Genomic DNA, 15,969 nt, shown 5'->3' on the forward strand with positions numbered 1-15,969 from the left:
TGGAGAGGGTATGTAATGAAATATAAAAGTGTATTTGATATTATCGGTCCGATTATGGTTGGTCCATCCAGTTCCCATACGGCGGGGGCGGTAAGGATAGGACGGGTGGCGAGAAGCCTGTTTAACAGACAGCCTAAATGGGCGATTGTTTCTTTTTACGAATCTTTTGCTAAAACGTACAAAGGGCATGGTACAGATGTGGCTATTGTGGCAGGATTACTGGATTATGATACATCGGACCCGCGTCTTATCCATTCTCTTGATATTGCCAAAGAGAAAGGCATGCAGATAACTTTTGTGGAAGAAGATGCCATAACAGACCATCCGAATACGGTCAGAATCAGAATGGGTGATGATGAAGGTGAGTTGGAATTAGTCGGTATTTCGATTGGCGGAGGTGCAATTGAAATACTTGAACTGAATGGGTTTGAACTGCGCTTATCAGGCCATCATCCGGCCATTTTAGTTGTCCATGATGATCGATTCGGTGCGATTGCAAGTGTATCCAATATTCTTGCCAAGCATGAAATTAATATTGGACATATGGAAGTTTCACGGCAAGATGTAGGAAAGATGGCGCTCATGACAATAGAGGTCGATCAAAATATCGGTCAGGATATTTTAGAGGAAATTTCATTATTGGACCATGTAAAACAAGTTACAAAAGTTTCGGATTAAAGTGCAGATAATCCTTTATGAGGAGGTTGCTATATGTTTCGCAATGTTGCCGGATTGGTTGAACTTGTTGAAAGTAAAGTTGAGAAGATATCTGACATTATGAATCTGCGGGATGCAGTATACAAGGCTGAAGCCGTAAAAGAGCTGAACGCTGTAATGGGAACGATTTATGTTACACCAACGGACCGAGAGTTGGAATCAAGAATATTTGGGGTTTTACTTAAAAATGGATAGATTAAATGATTTATCAGTAGATACAGTAAAAGGGATAGGGCCAGAATCCGCTATGCAGCTAAATAATATTGGCATCTATACAGTTGCGGACTTGCTTGAGTATTTTCCTTATCGTTATGAAGATTATAGAATAAAAGACATCGTGGAAGCAGCCCATGATGAACGGATAACTGTCGAAGGGGTCATTCAATCAGCCCCTAATTTAACCTATTTTGGACGGAAGAAATCTCGTTTGAATGTTAAGCTGTTAACAGGCCGTCATATCATTACTGTAACTTTTTTTAATCAGCCATATATTAAAAATAAGTTAACACTGAATGAAACGATAACCGTAACGGGGAAATGGGATAAAAACCGTTTAACCCTGACGGCATCTGAATATAAACTTAGCTCTCAGGCAAGGGAACAGGAATTTGAGCCAGTGTATCATGTTAAAGGTGATCTCTCTGTCAAATCACTTCGTAAATGGATTAAATCAGCCTACCTTACCTATCATGAGAGAATCGTGGAAATATTGCCTGAAGATTATCTTGTGCAATATAAGTTGCCGGAAAGAGGACTGGCCTTACGTTACTTGCATTTCCCCCAAAATGCGGCTGAAGTAAAGCAAGCCCACAGAAGATTTGTCTATGAAGAATTTCTCTTGTTCCAAATTAAAATGCAAGCTCTCAGAAAAGTGAAGCGAGAAAATTCGAATGGCCAAGTGCATGCATATGATAATCAAAAATTGAAGAAGTTTATTTCGTCTTTACCATTTGAACTGACCGATGCGCAAAAAAAGGTCATTAATGAAATTGCACTGGATATCAGGTCTCCATACCGCATGAACAGATTGCTCCAGGGTGACGTTGGTTCAGGAAAAACGGTGGTGGCGGCTATCCTGCTATACGCTGTTGTGACAGCAGGATATCAGGGAGCTTTAATGGTACCTACAGAAATTTTGGCAGAACAACATGCCAATTCCCTATTTGAACTACTGCAGCCATTTGCTGTAAATGTAGCTCTCCTTACATCAAGCGTGAAGGGTAAGCGCCGACGTGAAATGATGGAAATGCTTGAGCGAGGAGAAATTGATATTTTGATAGGGACACATGCTTTAATTCAAAAAGATGTGAATTTTAAAAAGCTTGGACTTGTGATTACGGATGAGCAGCATCGATTCGGTGTAGAGCAGCGCCGGATCTTGCGAGAAAAAGGTGAAAGTCCCGATGTGCTATTCATGACAGCTACACCTATCCCGAGGACGCTTGCCATAACGGTCTTTGGCGAAATGGATGTATCTATCATTGATCAAATGCCGTCAGGAAGAAAGAAAATAGAAACGTATTGGGCTAAGCATAATATGCTGGACAGGATTCTGGCTTTTATGAGTAAAGAATTAGAACAAGGGCGGCAGGCTTATGTGATTTGTCCTCTAATTGAGGAGTCTGAAAAGCTTGATTTGCAAAATGTACTGGATGTTCATACGGCTATGACGCAGTATTTCAGTCCAAAGTACTCTGTTGGGCTTATGCATGGTAAGCTTCCTGCCGATGAAAAAGATGAAATTATGCGCGGTTTTGGGAATAATAATATTCAAGTACTTGTGTCAACAACCGTTGTAGAAGTGGGTGTAAATGTACCAAATGCCACAGTGATGATGATCTATGATGCTGAGCGATTTGGATTGTCGCAGCTTCATCAATTAAGAGGCCGTGTAGGCCGGGGTGCTGACCAATCTTACTGTATCTTAATAGCAGATCCGAAGACAGAAGTGGGAATTGAACGATTAAATGCGATGTGTGATACAACAGATGGATTTGCGTTAAGTGAGAAAGATCTGGAATTAAGAGGTCCGGGAGATTTCTTTGGAAGAAAGCAAAGTGGGGTACCTGAATTTAAAATAGCTGATATGGTCCATGACTACCGTGCGCTTGAAACGGCCAGGAAAGATGCGGAAGAATTAATTGCGGGATCTGAATTCTGGACGGATGAAAAGTATAAGTACCTTAGAGATTACCTGTCAAATTCAGGAGTTCTCGAAGGTGAGAAATTAGATTGATTGACAGATTGCTTGTTGGAGTCCGAAAAATTCTTGCAATCTTTTTTTTATAATTATATACTACTATTAGTACCTAGTCATAACACTTCGGAAGGTGAAGGCTTTTGAAACGAAACAAGAAGGATAGACAAGCTATATTAAAGGATATGATACAAGATAATCCTTTTATTACCGATGAGGAATTGGCTGAACAATTACTGGTTAGCATACAAACGATTCGCTTGGATCGTTTGGAATTATCCATCCCGGAATTGAGAGAAAGAATAAAGTCTGTTGCTGAGAAGAGAATGACAGATGAGATCAAATCTCTGCCTGTTGATGAAATTATAGGAGATATTATTGATCTTGACTTGGACAATAGTGCTATTTCTTTATTAGATATAAAACCTGAACATGTGTTTAAACGAAATAAAATTGCCAGAGGTCATTATTTATTTGCCCAGGCTAATTCACTGGCTGTGGCGGTAACGAATGAGGAACTGGCCTTAACAGCAAAAGCTGCCATTCACTTCACAAAATCTGTGTATGAAGGCGATCGTGTGATTGCGAAAGCTAAGGTTATAGAAGTGGATAGGGATAAAGGTAGATCCCTGATTACGGTACACAGCTTTGTAGGTAAAGAGCTGGTCTTTAAAGGGGAGTTTTCCATGTACAGAACAACTACTGAGAAAAAGGATGAACAAAAATGAAAATTGCATTAGATGCTATGGGTGGAGATCATGGTCCAAAGGAATCTGTAAAAGGCGCAGAAAAAGCTATTAAAGCTTTTCCGGATTTGGAAATCGTGCTTATGGGCAATGAGACTGAGATTAAAAATCATCTAACTTCTACAGAACGGATTACGATCATCCATACGGATGAAGTGATAACCGGTGAAGATGAACCGGTGAGAGCAGTACGAAGAAAGAAAAATGCATCAATGGTTCTTGCTGCTCAGTATGTTAAGGATGGACAAGCCGATGCATGCATCTCGGCTGGAAATACGGGTGCTCTAATGGCCGCGGGGCTCTTTGTGGTTGGAAGAATTGATGGGATTGACCGACCTGCGCTTAGCCCGACATTACCGACAATCGATGGGAATGGATTTGTATTATTAGATGTAGGAGCAAATGCCGATGCAAAGCCTGAACATTTATACCAGTATGGATTGATGGGATCTGTATATGCTGAAAAGGTTCGTAATATTAAAAATCCTCGGGTTGGATTGTTGAATATTGGAACAGAAGAAAAAAAGGGGAATGAGCTGACCAAACAGGCATTTGCTTTATTAAAGGATGCTGACTTTAATTTTATTGGTAATGTAGAAGCCCGGGACTTGTTAAATGGTGTGGCTGATGTTGTGGTTACAGATGGGTTTACCGGAAACATGGTTCTCAAAACAACAGAAGGAACTGCTTCTGCTTTATTTAAAATGTTAAAAGAAGCTATGATGGTTGATTTAAAGAGCAAATTGGCGGCGGCTGTTTTAAAGCCTGGATTTAAAGAGTTGAAAAACAAGCTGGATTACTCTGAATACGGTGGGGCTGGACTATTTGGATTAAAGGCTCCTGTCATTAAAGCGCATGGTTCTTCAGATGCGAATGCATTCTATAATGCTATACGCCAAGCAAAAATTATGGTTGAACATCATGTTGCTGAAACGATTCATGATGCGATAAACGAACAGTAAGGGGAATGAACAATAAGGGGGATAAGATGACTAAATTTGCTTTTATTTTTCCGGGTCAAGGATCACAAACAGTGGGGATGGGTAAAGATATTTACGATAATTATCCGAATGCAAAAACCCTCTTTTTGAGAGCAGATGAATGTTTGGGTGAAGAATTTAGTAAGGTGATTTTCGAAGGTCCGCAGGAAAAATTAACATATACATATAATGCACAGCCTAGTCTTTTGATTACTAGTTTGGCACTACTTAGCGTTTTTCGAGAAATGTCTGATCTAAAGCCTGATTATATGGCAGGTCACAGTCTTGGTGAATATACGGCTTATACAGCTGCTGGATCAATCCAGTTTCAGGATGCGGTTAAATTAGTGCGCAATCGAGGCTTGTATATGGAGCAGGCAGTTCCTTCCGGGATGGGAACGATGAGTGCTGTTCTTGGTATGGATGCGTCACATTTAGAAGATGTAACAAGAACGATAACGAATCAAGGAGAACCGGTACAATTAGCGAATTTAAATTCACCCGGGCAGATTATTATCTCCGGTACAACTGAAGGGGTAAGGTTGGCAGGAGAGCTTGCGAAAGAAAAAGGAGCTAAAAGAATACTGCCTTTGGAAGTCAGCGGTCCTTTTCACTCTTCATTGATGAAACCTGCAGCAAGTAAGCTTGCGGAAACACTCAATGACATAGAAATTCAGATTCCTGATTACCCAATTATCTCGAACTATTCAGGCACTGAAGCTGGAACTGGGAGTGAAATGAAGGAAAGTCTGATCAAGCAGTTGTATTCTCCGGTGAAATGGCAGCAATCAGTTGAATATATGATCAATATGGGTGTTACAACTTTTATCGAGTTTGGCCAAGGGACTGTTCTCTCAGGGTTGGTTAAAAAAATCAACCGCAGCGTAAAAACATATTCAGTAAAAGATATTGAATCATGTAAAAATGTGGTCAATTCACTTGATGCGGAGGTTAAGGCAAATGGGTAAATTGGATGGAAAAGTTGCACTGGTAACGGGTGCATCCAGAGGAATCGGTCGTGCCATTGCCATAGCTTTGGCAAAAGAAGGCGCCTCCGTGGCGGTTAATTATGCGGGAAACAGTGAAAAAGCAGGCCAGGTGGTCAGTGAAATAAAAGAAATGGGCAGAGAAGCAGTAGCTATCCAGGGAGATGTAACGAATGCTGATTCCGTTACTGCCATGGTAAAGAGCGTTACTGAACAATTTGGGAAACTTGATATTTTAATAAATAACGCTGGAATCACACGTGATAATTTGTTAGTTCGTATGAAAGAAGAAGATTGGGATTCTGTAATTAATACCAATTTAAAAGGAGTATTCCTTTGTACGAAAGCCGTATCCAGGCAAATGATGAAACAAAGGCAGGGGCGGATTATCAATATTTCTTCTGTGGTCGGTGTGAGTGGAAACGCCGGGCAGGCTAATTATGTAGCTGCAAAATCAGGTGTCATAGGATTAACCAAGACAACTGCTAAAGAATTGGCGGCTCGAGGAATAACGGTAAATGCTATTGCCCCCGGGTTTATTGAAACAGATATGACCAATGTATTAACTGAAGAAGTTGGAGAGCAAATGCGGAAGCAAATTCCACTGGGCCGTTTTGGATTACCTGAGGACGTGGCTAAAACTGCCGTTTTCCTGGCTTCCGAAGATTCTGGATATATAACAGGTCAAACGATTCAGGTCGATGGCGGAATGGTCATGTAGTGACTAAGTGATTGAATATGTTTAATAACCCTTGTACAATAGACTAGGGTATGATGCTTGAAGGGAGGTGAAGTTGTGTCAGACGTACTAGAAAAAGTATCTAAAATAATCGTGGATCGCCTTGGTGTAGACGAATCCGAAGTTACACTTGAAGCTTCTTTTAAAGATGATCTTGGTGCTGATTCACTTGATGTAGTTGAATTAGTTATGGAACTTGAAGATGAATTCGGTATGGAAATTTCAGATGATGATGCTGAAAAAATTGCAACAGTTGGCGATGCTGTGAACTACATAAAAAGCCAAAACTAATTAGTTTCCTTTGAAAAGCTCCGTATAAATACGGGGCTTTTCATGCTATTATATAAGATGTCTGTATATATGAAAAACACTTAGATTAAAGGAAGACGTTTCTTTTTGTACCTTTTCCATTTCTATGGATTTATATATACTAAAATGTGAGAAACTTTTTAGTCAGATTTAGCAGGGGGTCAATATGCAGAAAAGTAAACGAAAGACAAATACTGATGCGGATTTCATAGCATTTCAGGAAAGGCTTGGTGTATCATTTAACAACATCAACCTATTAAAACAAGCATTTACACATTCATCCTATGTGAATGAGCATCGTCGAAAACCATATGAAGATAATGAAAGATTGGAATTTTTAGGGGATGCGGTGCTGGAATTAACTGTATCGCAATTCTTATACAAAAAGTTCAATACGATGAGTGAAGGAGAGTTAACAAAACTTAGGGCGGCAATTGTTTGTGAACCTTCCCTTGTTAAATTTGCCCTTGAATTTTCTTTTGGACCTTTAATTTTATTGGGTAAAGGGGAGGAAATGACAGGTGGAAGAGAACGACCGGCTCTTCTGGCAGATGTCTTCGAAGCGTTTATCGGCGCCTTATATTTAGATCAGGGATTAGATGTTGTGATTGAATTTTTAAATAAATCAGTCTATCCAAAAATTAATGACGGTGCTTTTTCTCATGTGATGGATTTTAAGAGCCAGCTGCAGGAATTGGTTCAAAAAGACGGAATTGGTATACTGGAGTACAAAATACTGAATGAAAAAGGCCCTGCTCATAACAGAGAATTTATAGCGAGAGTATCCCTGAATGGACAGGAGTTTGGGGCAGGTAAAGGCAAGTCAAAAAAAGAAGCAGAACAGCATGCTGCACAGCAAGCACTTATTCACTTGCAGAAAAGCAGTAAATAAATAATTAAAAGGCAGTTGGGTACCATGTCAGAAGATAAACAATTGTTTTTGAAACAGTTGGATATAGTAGGATTTAAATCTTTTGCTGAACGTATCTCCGTTGAATTTGTCTCAGGTGTAACTGCTGTGGTAGGTCCGAATGGGAGTGGCAAAAGCAATATAACAGATTCAATTCGTTGGGTGTTGGGTGAACAATCTGCAAAATCGTTAAGAGGAACCAAAATGGAGGACATTATCTTTGCTGGAAGTGACTCCAGAAAAGCTCTTAACTTTGCGGAAGTTACGCTAACATTAAATAATGAGAGTCAGTTCCTTCCGATTGATTTCCATGAAGTTAGTGTCACAAGAAGGGTAACCCGTTCTGGTGACAGTGACTTTTTCATTAATAAAAAACCATGTCGACTTAAAGACATCGTTGACTTATTCATGGATTCAGGCCTTGGGAAGGAAGCTTTTTCAATCATAAGCCAGGGAAAAGTAGAAGAAATTTTAAGTAGTAAAGCTGAAGAACGACGCACGATATTTGAAGAAGCAGCTGGTGTATTAAAATATAAAACGAGGAAAAAGAAAGCGGAAGTTAAGCTGGAGGAAACAAGAGCTAACCTAAACCGTGTTCATGATATTCTGCATGAATTGGAGGGGCAGGTGGAGCCGCTTCAAATCCAGGCATCTATCGCCCGTGATTATCTTCAGCAAAAAGAGGAGCTTGAGGAGTTTGAAGCTGCCTTGCTTGTATACGAGATAGAGGTCCTTCATGAAAAATGGACAGCTTTGTCAAAACAGCTAAAAGAGCATCAAACAAAGGATTCCGAATTCAGTTTATTAATTCAGGATAAAGAATCTGAAGTAGAGGCGATTCGCTTACAATTAACAGAGCTTGATAATCGAGTTCAATCACTGCAGTCTACCTTGTTATCTGTCAGTGAAGAACTGGAGAAGGTAGAGGGGCGTAAGCAAGTCCTAATTGAAAGAATGAAGAATGCGAGCCAAAATAAGCAGCATCTCGAAAAAAGTTTGCAAATTTGGAGAGATAAATTAATTCAGGTAACAACTATCCGAGATGAAAAAATGGGTAGGTTACATCATCTACAGGCTGAAACGAAAAAATCGAAACAGAAATTGCAAGAGAAACAAAGTTTGCTCAGTAACTTTGATGGAGATTTGGAAGCTAAGATTGATGCGTTAAAAAGTGAGTACATTGAACAGTTAAATCAGCAGGCAGCGGCAAAACATGAGCTAACCTATCTGGAACAGCAATTAAGCCAGCAGCAAAATAAACATGCAAAGCTGGATCGGGATAATGAAAAATTATTGTCTTCCAGGGAACAGGTTACAGCTCGTTTGAAGGAAACGGAAATTCGCCTTCATGCCATCCAGCATGATTTGGAAAATCAAATTCACCGTTATCGCGACTTGCAGCGCTCACATGAAAATTTAAAGACTCAATATGAAAAACAAGAAAAAACTCTTTATCAGGCTTATCAATACTTACAAAAAGCAAAATCAAGAAAAGAAATGCTTGAAGAGATGGAAGAGGACTACTCCGGATTTTTCCAAGGTGTAAAGGAGATTCTGAAAGAAAAGAATAAAAATTTACATGGAATTGAGGGAGCTATTGCTGAATTGCTTCACGTGCCAAAGGATTATGCTATTGCGATTGAGACTGCATTAGGCGGAGCTTTACAAAATATCGTTGTAGAAGAAGAACAACATGCCCGTTCAGCAATCGCCTTCTTAAAACGAAACCGGTTGGGGAGAGCTACGTTTTTGCCTTTATCAACTATCAAAGGCAAGCATGTTCCATTACAGATATTGCAGACTGCCGCGTCCCATCAGGCCTTTATTGGGCTTGCTGCTGATCTTGTGCAGTTTGATGAGAAATATAAAGACGTCATAGCGAGTCTTTTGGGTAATGTTTTCATTGTAAAAGATTTGGTTGGGGCCAATGAAATTGCAAAACTTGCCGGATATAGATATAGAATTGTCACTCTTGAAGGAGATATTGTCAGTCCTGGAGGAGCGATGACGGGCGGAGCAAACAGGCAATCTGGTTCTTCAATTCTTTCGCGTAAGGGTGAAAAAGAAGAGCTGGTCGATAAAATCTCTCAAATGGAAGAACAAACAGCTAAACTGGAAGCGCATGTTAAGAAAATAAAAGCGGATTTAGCTGAGTCTGAAAAACAAGTCACCCGCCTTCGTGAAGCCGGGGAGACCCTTCGTCTGAATGAAGAGTCCATTAAAGGACAAATACGGGAATTGAAAATTGAAGAACGCAATGTTAATGAACGCTTGACCATTTATGATATGGAAAAATCTTCGCTCGATGAAGAGCGTCATATGAAAGAAAATCGTAAGAAAGAATTGATAAACAACCTTTCCGCTTACGATTTATCCATAAAACAAATGGATGCTGATATTAGCAGGTATACCGAGCAAAAGCTGATGGATCAATCGAGTAAGGATGTCCTGGTTGAGGAATTGAATGAACTAAAGATTCAATTAGCCTCAAAAACAGAACAGCTCCAGCATCAACAAAATGAAGTGGAGCGTTTGACGTCTGAATTGAATGAAGTAAAACAAAACATACGTGATAGTGAAGAAGATCTTTCCCTGTTAAATGGCGAAATGTCATCGAGTTCCACAGGTGAAACCAATTTGGAACAAACTGCGGCAGAGAAGCTTGAACAGAAAGAACAAGCGGTACGTGATATAAAGGCATTGCGTACAAAGCGAGAAGAATTATTAAAGCTTGTTGAAGAAAGTGAAGTTGAACTAAAAGAGTGGAAACGTCAATATAGAGGTTTAACTGAAACATTAAAAGATGAAGAAATTAAGCTGAATCGATTAGATGTAGAAATGGATGCCCGACTAGATACGCTGAGAGAAGAATACATGCTCACATTTGAAGCGGCTAAAAAGCAATATCAACTTACGGTGGAACCTGAAGAAGCCAAACGGAAAGTCAAATTAATCAAGCTTTCCATTGAAGAGCTGGGAACAGTCAATATCGGTGCAATTGAAGAGTATGACCGTGTTTCTGAGCGATATGAATTTTTATCTGCCCAAAGAGATGATCTGCAGGAAGCAAAAGATACATTGTTTGATGTTATTGAGGAAATGGACGAAGAAATGAAGCGCCGTTTTGAGATTACCTTCAATGCGATAAAAAAGGAATTCAATGTGGTGTTTCCATCGTTGTTTGGTGGAGGACGAGCAGAACTTAAATTAACGGATCCGAATGATATACTGAATACCGGTGTGGAAATTATTGCGCAGCCGCCGGGTAAAAAGTTGCAGAATCTCAGCTTATTATCAGGCGGAGAACGTGCATTAACGGCAATCGCACTTTTATTCGCGATTTTGCGGGTAAGACCGGTACCGTTCTGTATACTGGATGAAGTGGAAGCAGCGCTTGATGAAGCGAATGTATACCGTTTTAGCCAGTATTTAAAGCAATACAGTAAAGAGACCCAATTTATCGTGATAACACATCGTAAGGGAACAATGGAAGAAGCTGATGTTCTGTACGGTGTTACGATGCAGGAATCAGGAGTTTCAAAGCTGGTATCTGTCCGTCTGGAGGAATCCAGGGAATTGATTGAATCAACATAAAGGTGGTAAATACATGAGTTTTTTTAAGAAGCTAAAAGAAAAATTTACTGAACAGACAAGTACTACATCTGAAAAGTTTAAACAGGGATTGACCAAAACAAGGGACTCATTCTCCGAAAAGGTCAATGATTTGGTTGCTCGCTACAGAGAAGTGGATGAAGACTTCTTTGAAGAGCTTGAAGACGTTATGATTCAGGCAGATATCGGTGTCGAGACCGTTATGGAACTGATTGATAAATTGAAATTCGAAGTTAAACGCCGCAATATTAAAGATACAAAAGACGTACAAAGTGTTATTTCCGAAAAGCTTGTAGAAATTTATCAGGCTGGCGAGGAGCAAACTAATGCGGTTAATATTCAGGACGGACAGCTGACCGTCATCCTGTTTGTTGGAGTAAATGGTGTTGGTAAAACGACAACGATTGGGAAGCTTGCTCATAAATATAAGAGTGAGGGTAAAAAGGTGCTTTTGGCAGCAGGTGATACATTCCGTGCCGGTGCCATCGAACAATTGGAAGTATGGGGAGACCGGGTTGGCGTAGACGTCATTAAGCAAGGTGCCGGTTCCGATCCTGCTGCGGTTATGTACGATGCCGTACAGGCTGCCAAATCACGTAAAGCGGATATTCTTCTGTGCGACACTGCGGGGAGATTGCAAAATAAGGTTAACCTTATGAAAGAGCTTGAAAAGGTTAAAAAAGTTATTGAGCGGGAAATCCCAGGTGCTCCACATGAAGTGCTGTTAGTTCTCGATGCCACAACAGGACAGAATGCACTAATCCAAACAAAAACGTTTAAGGAAGCAACGGATGTTTCCGGGATTGTTCTGACAAAGCTGGACGGCACAGCGAAAGGCGGAATCGTCATTGCGATTCGCAATGAGCTCGGCATACCTGTTAAATTTGCAGGTTTGGGAGAGCAAATAGATGATTTGCAAGTATTTGATGCTGAACAATTTGTGTATGGCCTGTTTGCTGAATTAGTAGATAAAGCAGAAGAATAAACCTGTACGATAGGGAGAGTCTGGGATCAATCTCAGGCTCTTTCGTTATGTAATAAAGGTGTAACAGAAATATTATATATAGTAGACTTGCGAATTCTTATGATGCTTGATTGTTCCTTGTAACAATCAATATAGGTAGGAGATGTTTAAGAGAGCGGGACAGCGCTAATCATTGAAATAATCTGTTATTTTACGAAACAAATGAGTTAGGTTCTGCCTTCTATTCTGAATCTGACAATTGCCTTAAAAACCTTGGTAAAACTAGCTTTATCTCTTTAGGAATGGGTTCTTGACATTCTTTGATTTACCGATTAAACTTGTATATTGTAAAGGTATTTCACTTAACAGAGTTGGAGGGTCAGTAATGCTTGAGAAAACAATGCGGATCAATTACCTATATGACTTCTATCAATCATTGCTGACACCGAAGCAAAAAAGTTATATGTCTCTGTATTATCTGGACGATTATTCCCTGGGTGAGATTGCCGATGAATATGAGGTGAGCCGCCAGGCCGTTTATGATAATATTAAGCGAACAGAAGCGATGCTTGAAGAATACGAGGCTAAGCTTTTACTGTTTCATAAATCACAGGAACGCAGCCTTTTGCTCAATAAGTTAGGAAGTTTAACAGAACAGATTAATGAAAAATATGTTAAAGAACAACTGATTGAGATTATAGCATCTCTTGAAAAGTTAGATTAGGAGGCGGCATAATGGCATTTGAAGGTTTAGCCGACCGACTGCAGGGCACATTGCAAAGAATTCGAGGCAAGGGTAAAGTTACGGAAGCAGATGTAAAAGAAATGATGAGAGAAGTAAAACTTGCACTTCTTGAAGCGGATGTTAACTTTAAAGTAGTTAAGGATTTTATCAAACGTGTCAATGAAAGGGCTATTGGTCAAGAAGTTTTAAAGAGCTTGACACCTGGTCAGCAGGTAATCAAGGTTGTTAAGGAAGAATTGACGGAATTAATGGGTGGGGAACAAAGTAAGATTGCTGTTTCAAACCGTCCGCCAACTGTTATCCTTATGGTTGGTTTACAGGGGGCCGGTAAAACAACAACTACCGGTAAACTGGCTAATCTGCTCCGTAAAAAATATAATCGTAAACCAATGCTTGTTGCTGCCGATATTTATCGTCCCGCAGCGATTAAGCAGCTTGAAACATTAGGTAGTCAACTTAGTATGCCGGTATTTTCTCTGGGAGATCAAGTTAGTCCAGTAGAAATTGCCAAGCAGGGGGTTGCCAAAGCTAAAGAAGAGCATTGTGATTATGTGTTAGTTGATACGGCAGGGCGTTTGCATATTGATGAGAATTTGATGGGTGAATTGGCTGAAATTAAAGAAGCTGTGAAACCTGATGAAATTTTCTTAGTTGTAGATGCAATGACCGGACAGGATGCAGTCAATGTAGCTAAAAGCTTTAACGACCAACTCGAAATCACCGGTGTTATTTTAACCAAACTGGATGGAGATACACGCGGTGGTGCAGCATTATCTATTCGTTCAGTAGCTGAAAAACCGATTAAATTTGTCGGTATGGGTGAGAAGCTGGATGCTCTTGAACCATTCCACCCTGAACGAATGGCTTCCAGGATTCTTGGAATGGGCGATGTTCTCACACTGATCGAGAAGGCTCAAACGGATGTGGATGAAGATAAAGCGCGTGAGCTTGAGAAGAAGATGCGTACAGCTTCCTTCACATTTGATGATTTCCTGGAACAACTTGCACAGGTCAAAAAAATGGGACCGTTGGATGATATATTAAAAATGCTTCCAGGTGCAAATAAAATTAAAGGAATGAACAATCTTTCCATTGATGATAAACAAATTGCTCACGTTGAAGCTATTATTCAATCAATGACTAAGAAAGAGAAGGAACAGCCTGAAATTATTAATGCCAGCAGACGTAAACGGATTGCCAAAGGAAGCGGAAGACCGATCCAGGAAGTCAACCGCCTTCTGAAACAATTCGAAGACATGAAGAAAATGATGAAGCAAATGACTGGCATGCAGCAAAAAGGCAAGAAAAAAGGCGGCTTTAAGCTACCTTTCATGTAAAAAAATATAGGTGTTAAGAAAAAACACTTTACAAGGGTATATAGATTTGGTAATATACTATCTTGTGTGATACTATTCGGAGGTGCAAGTATAAAATGGCAGTAAAAATTCGTTTAAAACGTATGGGTGCTAAAAAGTCCCCTTTCTATCGTATTGTAGTAGCAGATTCTCGTTCTCCTCGTGACGGTCGTTTCATTGAAACTGTTGGAACTTACAACCCGGTTGTAAACCCAGCTGAAGTGAAAATTGACGAGGAACTTACTCTACAATGGCTTCAAAATGGTGCTAAACCATCTGACACAGTTCGTAACTTGTTGTCTAAAGAAGGCATCATGGAAAAATTCCACAACGCGAAGCAAAGCAAGTAATATAAAGGTCCGTTATGATAGAACTGATTGAAACAATCGTAAAGCCTCTTGTCGATCATCCGGATGACGTGACCGTATCAATGGATGAACAAGCCAGTAAGATTGTTTATGCCCTTTCAGTCAATCAAAATGACATGGGTAAAATAATTGGCAAGCAGGGGCGCGTAGCTAAAGCTATTCGAACAGTAGTGTATACCGCTGCATCCAAGAATGACAAAAAAGTCTATCTGGAAATACGCGATTGAAAAAAAGGAGGGAGCAATCCCTCCTTTTTCTTATATACTCATGAATCTTTGGTCTTCGTTCCTTAAAACGAGGCCCTTCAGCTTTTTGTCTAATCTAGCTTCAACTCCTAGGCCCTCGAGTCATAAGCAAATACTCTACGGGAGAAGACCACCCTTCGAGTATTCGTCTTATGCTTTTCGGAGGCCAACAGGATGTAGGTCACGAAGACGTTGCCACAGGAAGTGGCGATCTTAGTCTTCGTTCCTTAAGACGAGCTCTTTCAGCTTTTTGTTCAATCCAGCTTCAGGGCCTCCTAGAAGCTCAGGACATAAGCAAAACCTCTACGGGGGAGACCGTCCCCTCCGAGCCTTTGTCTTATGCTCCTCGCTTCTGGGCGAGGCCCTTCAGCTTTTTGTTCAATCTAGCTTCAAGAGCTAGGAGTTCGGGACATAAGCATAGCCTCTACAGGGAAAATCCCCCTTTCGAGCCTCTGTCTTATGCTCCTCACTCCTGAACGAGCTCTTTCAGCTTTTTGTTGTCTTTTTAGGTGGTTTCGGGATAGTATTAACTTAGGAATGCTGATGGGGATTTGTTTGATTTTTAAGTGGAGACATCCATACATATTACCGCAAAAGAAAGTAACTATAATGATGCTTATAATGGACAGTTTTTACGATTCCTTTAGTGCCGTACTAAAATAGGTTGATTGGTATGTAGGAAAGAGGTGCCGTAATGAAAATACTTCAAAATGTTATAGTGAAACAGGTATTGACAGAAAAGAGCAAGCAGCAGCTGCTGGAGCAATTTGAATCTAAAAAAAACGTGCTGAATAAAGAATGTGATCAGTTGCGTTTTGAATTAAAAAAATTGGAAAAAACAAAGAAATTCCAGCCAGCTAGTTTAATAACTCATTTTGAGAAAGAAATTGATATACGCAAAGAAAAGGTGAAGTTGCTCGACTTTCAAATACAACAGCTTGATATTCTTCCTTATGGAAGTGAATTGAAGGAACGTGAAGTTCAGTCGATAATTGATATTGAAGTAGGGCAAAATTGGGAAGAAGTTGTACAAACTAAAACAATCATCATAAAAGATGGCATCATTGATGAATTTAAATAGAGGTGAACAGAAAGA

General features: G+C 40.0%; 16 protein-coding genes. All 16 read left to right on the forward strand.

Going from position 1 to position 15,969, the window contains the following annotated elements; all coding sequences use genetic code 11:
* Window positions 1-15 precede the first annotated feature (15 nt).
* The 16 genes from sdaAB to AC4G3L_RS10330 all read left to right on the forward strand — a co-directional run bounded on the left by sdaAB (window position 16) and on the right by AC4G3L_RS10330 (window position 15,954).
* Window positions 16-678 (forward strand): L-serine ammonia-lyase, iron-sulfur-dependent subunit beta, encoded by a 663-nt coding sequence (gene sdaAB, locus AC4G3L_RS10255; protein WP_491076855.1) that lies wholly within the window; start codon window positions 16-18, stop codon window positions 676-678.
* Window positions 679-711: 33 nt separating this feature from the next.
* Window positions 712-912, forward strand: a complete 201-nt coding sequence (locus AC4G3L_RS10260; RefSeq protein ID WP_491076856.1) for a hypothetical protein — start codon at window positions 712-714, stop codon at window positions 910-912.
* Window positions 905-2,953, forward strand: coding sequence for an ATP-dependent DNA helicase RecG (gene recG / locus AC4G3L_RS10265; RefSeq protein ID WP_491076857.1), 2,049 nt, complete (start codon window positions 905-907; stop codon window positions 2,951-2,953). Before AC4G3L_RS10260 ends, recG begins: the two co-directional genes overlap by 8 nt.
* 104 nt (window positions 2,954-3,057) lie before the next feature.
* Window positions 3,058-3,642, forward strand: a complete 585-nt coding sequence (gene fapR, locus AC4G3L_RS10270; RefSeq protein WP_491076858.1) for a transcription factor FapR — start codon at window positions 3,058-3,060, stop codon at window positions 3,640-3,642.
* Complete coding sequence (plsX, locus tag AC4G3L_RS10275) at window positions 3,639-4,622, forward strand: phosphate acyltransferase PlsX (RefSeq protein ID WP_491076859.1); 984 nt, start codon at window positions 3,639-3,641, stop codon at window positions 4,620-4,622. The genes fapR and plsX overlap by 4 nt, the downstream gene beginning before the upstream one ends.
* A 26-nt stretch (window positions 4,623-4,648) precedes the next feature.
* Complete coding sequence (fabD, locus tag AC4G3L_RS10280; RefSeq protein ID WP_491076860.1) at window positions 4,649-5,608, forward strand: ACP S-malonyltransferase; 960 nt, start codon at window positions 4,649-4,651, stop codon at window positions 5,606-5,608.
* Entirely contained in the window at window positions 5,601-6,347 is a 747-nt protein-coding gene (gene fabG, locus AC4G3L_RS10285) for a 3-oxoacyl-[acyl-carrier-protein] reductase (protein ID WP_491076861.1), read from the forward strand. Before fabD ends, fabG begins: the two co-directional genes overlap by 8 nt.
* A 75-nt stretch (window positions 6,348-6,422) precedes the next feature.
* Window positions 6,423-6,656 carry an acyl carrier protein gene (locus AC4G3L_RS10290; protein WP_491076862.1) on the forward strand — a complete coding sequence of 78 codons (234 nt, stop codon included), beginning with the start codon at window positions 6,423-6,425 and terminating at the stop codon, window positions 6,654-6,656.
* 184 nt (window positions 6,657-6,840) lie between these two features.
* Window positions 6,841-7,566, forward strand: a complete 726-nt coding sequence (gene rnc, locus AC4G3L_RS10295; protein ID WP_491076863.1) for a ribonuclease III — start codon at window positions 6,841-6,843, stop codon at window positions 7,564-7,566.
* A 42-nt stretch (window positions 7,567-7,608) separates the two neighbouring features.
* Window positions 7,609-11,178 (forward strand): chromosome segregation protein SMC, encoded by a 3,570-nt coding sequence (smc, locus tag AC4G3L_RS10300; RefSeq protein WP_491077186.1) that lies wholly within the window; start codon window positions 7,609-7,611, stop codon window positions 11,176-11,178.
* 13 nt (window positions 11,179-11,191) lie between these two features.
* Entirely contained in the window at window positions 11,192-12,181 is a 990-nt protein-coding gene (gene ftsY / locus AC4G3L_RS10305; protein WP_491076864.1) for a signal recognition particle-docking protein FtsY, read from the forward strand.
* A 364-nt stretch (window positions 12,182-12,545) separates the two neighbouring features.
* A complete protein-coding gene (locus tag AC4G3L_RS10310) occupies window positions 12,546-12,884 on the forward strand; it encodes a putative DNA-binding protein (protein ID WP_491076865.1) in 339 nt (112 codons plus the stop codon).
* A gap of 11 nt (window positions 12,885-12,895) precedes the next feature.
* Window positions 12,896-14,242 carry a signal recognition particle protein gene (ffh, locus tag AC4G3L_RS10315; protein ID WP_491076866.1) on the forward strand — a complete coding sequence of 449 codons (1,347 nt, stop codon included), beginning with the start codon at window positions 12,896-12,898 and terminating at the stop codon, window positions 14,240-14,242.
* Between the two features lie 95 nt (window positions 14,243-14,337).
* A complete protein-coding gene (rpsP, locus tag AC4G3L_RS10320; RefSeq protein ID WP_491076867.1) occupies window positions 14,338-14,610 on the forward strand; it encodes a 30S ribosomal protein S16 in 273 nt (90 codons plus the stop codon).
* A gap of 14 nt (window positions 14,611-14,624) precedes the next feature.
* The gene (locus AC4G3L_RS10325) at window positions 14,625-14,855 is read left to right on the forward strand and encodes a KH domain-containing protein (protein WP_491076868.1); all 231 of its coding nucleotides are present in this window, start codon (window positions 14,625-14,627) and stop codon (window positions 14,853-14,855) included.
* Window positions 14,856-15,567: 712 nt separating this feature from the next.
* A complete protein-coding gene (locus tag AC4G3L_RS10330) occupies window positions 15,568-15,954 on the forward strand; it encodes a YlqD family protein (RefSeq protein WP_491076869.1) in 387 nt (128 codons plus the stop codon).
* Window positions 15,955-15,969: the final 15 nt, after the last annotated feature.

It is taken from the genome of Bacillus sp. z33 (assembly GCF_058313615.1).